Consider the following 5,378-nt stretch of genomic DNA (forward strand, 5'->3'; position numbering starts at 1 on the left):
GGCGGTCCGGGTCGAGCAGACCGGCGGCGACGAGGTCGTCGAGCGCCTCGACCAGCCGCCGCAGCGGCGGCGGCAGCGCGCCGGCGGCCCGTCCGAGCTCGCCCGTCCCCGCCAGCCGGGGCGTCGCGAAGGCCACCTCGAACCACCCGGGCTCGCGCAGCGCGAACTCGATGTAGCCCAGGCCGACGGCCCGGAGCCCCGCCACGGCGGCACCCGGGTCGTCCGGGGCGGGTCGCGCCGGCGCGACCATCTGCTCGGCCATCGCGGCCTGCACCCGCTGCACCACGGCGGCCAGCAGCGCGTCCCGGTCGGCGAAGTGGCGGTAGGCGGCGTTCGGGGACACCCCGACCCGGGCGGTGACCTCGCGCACCACCAGCGCGCCCGGCCCGCCGGCACGGGTCAGCTCCAGGGCGGCCTCGAGCAGGGCCTGGCGCAGGTTGCCGTGGTGGTAGGCCGTCCGGGAGCGCGGCACCGGTCCTCCGATCAGTGGTCAGCAGGGCCGGACGACCCTTGACGGCCCGGACCCGATGTGTACGCTGTCAACATACCGGGTCGGCGGCCTGCGGACCCCGGCACGTCTCGAGCGAAGGAGCAGAGATGACCACCTCAGCCACCCCTCCCGGCACGACCGCCCCGCCCGGCCCGACCGCACCGGCACTGCCGCCCATGGTCGAGGAGGAGCAGTGGCGCGAGCAGCTGGCAGAGCTGCGCCGCCGCGAGAAGGCCGCCACCCGCGAGCTGGACGCGATCGCGGCCCAGCGGCGCCGGCTGCCGATGGTGCGGATGCCCGAGTACACCCTGGTGGGGGCCGAGGGGCCGGTCCGCCTGGTCGACGTCTTCGCCGGCCGCTCCCAGCTCATCACCTACCACCACATGTGGTCGCCGGGTGCGGAGTGGCAGTGCGGCGGGTGCACCGGGTTCACCTCCCAGTACACCCGGCTGGACTTCCTCGACACCTACGACGCCCGCTTCGTCGTGGTCACCCAGGGCGAGATCGGCGAGGCGCTGGCCTACCGGGAGAAGGTCGGCAACCGGATGGAGTGGTACTCCACCGCCGGCAGCAGCTTCGGCGCCGACGTCGACGCCCCGCCCGGGGGCGGGTTCGCGGTCAACGTCTTCCTCCGCGACGGCGACACCGTGTACCGCACCTGGCACACCAACGGCCGGGGCACCGAGCAGCTCAGCCACACCTTCCCCCTCATCGACCTCCTCCCCTGGGGACGGCAGGAGCCGTGGCAGGACTCGCCCGAGGGGTGGCCGCGCAACGAGACCTACGAGGGGTGGCTGGACTCCCCCGACATCGCCCGGCTCTACGGGCCCAGGGACGGGGGCGACGGGTCGCGCTGAGCCCGGGCTCAGGCCCGGGGATGCGCCTGCTCGAAGGCGGCGCGCAACCGCTCGGTGGTGACGTGGGTGTAGATCTGCGTGGTCGCCAGCGAGGAGTGCCCGAGCAGCTCCTGCACGCTGCGCAGGTCGGCCCCACCCTCCAGCAGGTGGGTGGCCATCGCGTGCCGCAGCCCGTGCGGTCCGAGGTCGGGAGCGCCCTCGACCCCGGCCAGGGCCCGGTGGACGATCCGGCGGACCACCCGCGGGTCGATCCGCGCGCCCCGCTCGCCGACGAAGACCGCCGCCCCCGCGGCCGGGGTCGCGAGGCGGCCCCGGACGTCCAGCCAGGCCTGCAGCGCGGTCCAGGCCGGACGGCCGACCGGGACCACCCGCTCCTTGTCACCCTTGCCGAGCACCCGGACCAGGTGCCGGTCCGCGTCGAGCTGGTCGAGGTCGAGACCGCACAGCTCGGAGACCCGGGTGCCGCTGGCGTAGAGCATCTCCAGCAGGGCCACGTCGCGGCGGGCGACCGGGGTGTCGTCGACCCCGACGGCCTCGATCGCGCGGCTCAGCATCCGTTCGGCGTCGCGCTGGTCCAGGGTCGGCGGCAGCCGCCGTCCGCGCCGGGGCGAGCGCAGCGCCTGCGCCGGGTCGTGCGGGATCCGGCCGGTGCGGTGCAGCCAGCCGAAGAACCCGCGGACCGCGGCCGCGCGGCGCTGCAGGGTGCTGCGCTGCATGCCGCGGGTCTGCTGGTTGGCCAGCCAGCTGCGCAGGTCGGGCAGCCCGACCTGCTCGAAGCCGGTGCGGCCCAGCCGGTCCAGGTGCTGCACCAGCCCGTCCAGGTCGCCGGCGTAGGCGCGCAGGCTGTGCGCGGACAGGTGCTGGTCGAGCTCGAGGGAGCGCAGCCAGTCCGCGCGGGCGGCCCGGGCCCACCCCGGCCCGGCGGCGTCGTCGCTGCTCGACGGCTCGTTCACGCGGCGATCGTAGGCCGCCCGGAGGCGGTGGGCCGGTATAGCCTCGCCGGCATGGCTGACGACGACCCCGCGACCTCCGGCGACTCCTCGATCCTCGTCGGCTCGGCCGTCTACGTCGGTGGCTACACCGGCGAGGACGTGCAGCGTCGCGGCGTGGAGGCCTACCGGTTCGACACCGACCAGGCCGACCGGCTCGCCCTCACCGAGCTGGCGCCGGTGCCGGCGAGCAGCCCCAGCTTCCTCGTCGCCCACCCCGACCGTCCGCTGCTCTACGCCGTCGGCGAGACCTCGCCCACCACGGTCAGCGCGCTGCGCATCGCCGAGGACGGCTCGCTGGAGCTGCTCAACACCGTGGTCTCCGCCGGCGCGGGCGGCTGCCACCTCGCGGTGGACGAGACCGGGCAGTACGTGCTGGTCGCCCACTACACCAGCGGGTCGGTCTCCACCTTCGGCATCGCCGCCGACGGGCGGCTGTCGGAGGAGCTGGACCACCACGTCTTCTCCGGCAGCGGGCCGGACGCCGACCGCCAGGACGGTCCGCACGCCCACCAGGTGGTGCCGCACGAGGGCCGGGTGCTGGTCTGCGACCTCGGCACCGACCAGGTGCACCAGCTGCGCCTCGACGTCGAGGGCCACCTCCGGCTGGCGGCCGACCCGGTCGCGCTGCCGGCCGGCTCCGGGCCCCGCCACCTCGTGGTCAGCGGTGAGCACCTCGTGGTCGCCTGCGAGCTCACCGCCCGGCTCTGGCTGGCCCGGCGGGAGGACCACCTGTGGCAGGAGGTGGGCTCCTGGCCCACCACCAGCGCCACCGGTGGGGAGTGCTTCCCCTCCGCGCTCCGGCTGCACGAGGGCCAGCTGCTGGTCGGCAACCGCGGACCCGACACCGTCGCCGTCTTCGACCTCGACACCGAGCACGGCCGTCTGGTCGAGGTGGCCGAGCTCAGCACCGGCGGACGCTGGCCGCGCGACCTGTGGTGCAGCGCCAGCCACCTGTGGGTGGCCAACCAGAACTCCGACACCGTGGTGGCCTTCCGCCGTCCGCGGGACGGGGAGAGCGGGTACGTGCTCGACTTCGAGATCCCCACCGCCGCCCCGGCCGCGGTGCTCGTCCGCGACGTCAGCACGCCCGCCGGGTAGCATCGCGGGTCGGCCACGCCGCCGAGACGACCCACGCACCACGGAGGAACCACCCCCATGACCAGCCTGGACCTGACCACCGGCGGCACCGTGCTGCCGATCACCCGGTGGGGCACGCCGGTGATGCACGCGGTGACCCGGCCCGTCACCGACTTCGACGACGAGCTGCGCGCCCTGGTCCGGGACATGTTCGCCACCATGGCCGCGGCCGAGGGCGTCGGGCTGGCGGCCACCCAGGTCGGCATCGACCTCGCCGTCTTCGTCTACGACTGCCCCGACGCCGACGAGCGCCGCCACACCGGCGTCTTCTGCAACCCGCGGGTGACGCTGCCCTCGGGCCGGGACCGGCGGCTGGAGTCGGCCGACGAGGGCTGCCTGTCCTACCCCGGCGCGTGGGCCCCGCTGTCGCGCCCGGACCAGGCGCTGTGCCAGGGCCAGGACCTCGACGGCCGCGACGTCGAGCTGGTCGGCACGGGGCTGCTGGCCCGCTGCCTGCAGCACGAGACCGACCACCTCAACGGCACCGTCTTCGGCGACCGCCTGCCCGGCCGGATCCGCAAGAAGCTCACCGCCCAGCACGAGTCGATGGCCGACCGCTACCCGGCCGACTGGCCGGTCTCGCCCAAGCGCCCGGTCGAGACCACCCCGCCCAGCGCCGGCTGACCGGCGCCGGGCCTCAGCGGACGGCGTCCTCGGGTCGGACGAAGCCCGCCGCCGCCAGCCTCCGGGCCACCTCGTCGGATTCCACCCGCTCCCCCACCGTCGGGTGCGCGGCCACCGGGGCGACCGCGTGCACCACGGTGTCCGGCAGCACGTGCACGAGCGCGAGCGCCTGCTCCCCGTCCTGCCCGCGGGTGCCGCCGCCGGCGGCCAGCAGGTCCTGGGTGTAGGCCAGGCTGCTGGCCGCGTGCACCGGCACCCCGGCGAGGGTCGCCGACAGCGGGTGGTGGACGTGCCCGGACAGCACGGCGCGGACGTCGGTGCCGTGCAGCACCTCGGCCAGCCGCTGCTGCCCGCGCAGCTCGACGGTCAGCGCCAGGTCGAGCACCGTCGGCGCCGGCGGGTGGTGCACCACCAGCACGGTGCCGTGCTCGGCCGGCTCGGCCAGCAGCCCGGCGAGCCAGGCCAGCTGGTCCTCGCCCAGCTCACCCCAGTGGGCACCCGGCACGCTGGAGTCGAGCACGACCAGCCGCAGGCCGCCGAGGTCGTGGACGCCGTGCACCGGCGCGTCGACCGCATCCGCCGCGCCGGGGTCGGCACCTTCGACGGCGTCGTGCAGCAGCTCCCGGCGCAGCGCCGCCCGGTCGTCGTGGTTGCCGCACCCGACCACCACCCGCGCGCCGAGCCGCTCGGCCACCGGCCAGACCATCGCGCGGAGCCGGCGGTAGGCCTCCGGCTCGCCGCGGTCGGCCAGGTCGCCCGACAGCACCAGCGCGTCGGGTCGCACGCCGGAGGCCACGAGCCGCTCCAGCGCCCGGGCCAGCGCCCGGTCGGCGTCGACCAGCCCGTACAGCGGCGCCCCGTCACCGGTGAGGTGCAGGTCGCTCAGGTGGGCCAGCACGGCCAGCGGCCGTGGGTGCTCGGTCACGGTCATGCCGTTCCCCTCTCCGTCAGTGTGCGGCCCTCGACCAGCTCCCCGCGCCAGCCGCGGTGGGTGGGCAGGGCCGGCTCCTCGCCGTCCAGCAGGGCAGCCAGCCGGTCGACCGCGCCGGCGGCGGCGTCCTCCACCGGCATCCGCACCGTGGTCAGGCCCAGCAGGTCGATCCCGGGCATCCGGCCGTCCCAGCCGGTGGTCGAGGCGGCCAGCCTGCGGGCGGCCAGCCCGCGCAGCACCGCCAGCTGGCGGACGTCGGAGGTGCACAGCACCGCGGTCGCGCCGGCGGCCACCGCGTCCAGGGCGGCCGGCACCCCGTCGGCCGGGTCGGGCCCGGTCCGCAGCCG

The 5,378-nt window shown here is 76.2% G+C and carries 6 protein-coding genes and 1 pseudogene; 3 read left to right on the forward strand and 4 right to left on the reverse strand.

The window, feature by feature from the left end; all coding sequences use genetic code 11:
* Positions 1-472 (reverse strand): TetR/AcrR family transcriptional regulator (locus tag DVA66_RS16660; protein WP_198671864.1); only part of this gene is annotated, 472 nt, incomplete at its 3' end.
* A gap of 125 nt (positions 473-597) precedes the next feature.
* Between DVA66_RS16660 and DVA66_RS16665 the strand changes: the two genes are divergently transcribed.
* Positions 598-1,347, forward strand: coding sequence for a DUF899 domain-containing protein (locus DVA66_RS16665; protein ID WP_114561077.1), 750 nt, complete (start codon positions 598-600; stop codon positions 1,345-1,347).
* An 8-nt stretch (positions 1,348-1,355) separates the two neighbouring features.
* Here the strand turns inward: DVA66_RS16665 and DVA66_RS16670 are convergent, their stop codons facing one another.
* A complete protein-coding gene (locus DVA66_RS16670) occupies positions 1,356-2,300 on the reverse strand; it encodes a tyrosine recombinase XerC (protein ID WP_114561078.1) in 945 nt (314 codons plus the stop codon).
* 51 nt (positions 2,301-2,351) lie between these two features.
* Between DVA66_RS16670 and DVA66_RS16675 the strand changes: the two genes are divergently transcribed.
* Together DVA66_RS16675 and def are read left to right on the forward strand one after the other, a co-directional pair.
* Positions 2,352-3,437 carry a lactonase family protein gene (locus DVA66_RS16675; RefSeq protein WP_114561079.1) on the forward strand — a complete coding sequence of 362 codons (1,086 nt, stop codon included), beginning with the start codon at positions 2,352-2,354 and terminating at the stop codon, positions 3,435-3,437.
* A gap of 57 nt (positions 3,438-3,494) precedes the next feature.
* Positions 3,495-4,100 (forward strand): peptide deformylase, encoded by a 606-nt coding sequence (gene def / locus DVA66_RS16680; protein WP_114561080.1) that lies wholly within the window; start codon positions 3,495-3,497, stop codon positions 4,098-4,100.
* A gap of 13 nt (positions 4,101-4,113) precedes the next feature.
* Here def and DVA66_RS16685 read toward each other — a convergent pair whose 3' ends face one another.
* Together DVA66_RS16685 and DVA66_RS16690 are read right to left on the reverse strand one after the other, a co-directional pair.
* Positions 4,114-5,031: a metallophosphoesterase gene (locus tag DVA66_RS16685; RefSeq protein WP_114561081.1), complete on the reverse strand. Its 918-nt coding sequence runs from the start codon at positions 5,029-5,031 to the stop codon at positions 4,114-4,116.
* A pseudogene (locus tag DVA66_RS16690) lies at positions 5,028-5,378 on the reverse strand (hypothetical protein); the annotation flags it as partial. The gene DVA66_RS16685 and the pseudogene DVA66_RS16690, both read right to left, overlap by 4 nt.

Source organism: Desertihabitans aurantiacus (assembly GCF_003344635.1).
Taxonomy (GTDB): Bacteria; Actinomycetota; Actinomycetes; order Propionibacteriales; family Propionibacteriaceae; genus Desertihabitans; species Desertihabitans aurantiacus.

What these genes read in the sequence shown, in the direction of transcription:
- DVA66_RS16665 (WP_114561077.1), top strand. Translation starts at nt 598, where the DNA reads ATGACCACCTCAGCCACCCCTCCCGGCACGACCGCCCCGCCCGGCCCG.
- DVA66_RS16675 (WP_114561079.1), top strand. Translation starts at nt 2,352, where the DNA reads ATGGCTGACGACGACCCCGCGACCTCCGGCGACTCCTCGATCCTCGTC.
- def (WP_114561080.1), top strand. Translation starts at nt 3,495, where the DNA reads ATGACCAGCCTGGACCTGACCACCGGCGGCACCGTGCTGCCGATCACC.
- DVA66_RS16685 (WP_114561081.1), bottom strand. Translation starts at nt 5,031, where the DNA reads ATGACCGTGACCGAGCACCCACGGCCGCTGGCCGTGCTGGCCCACCTG.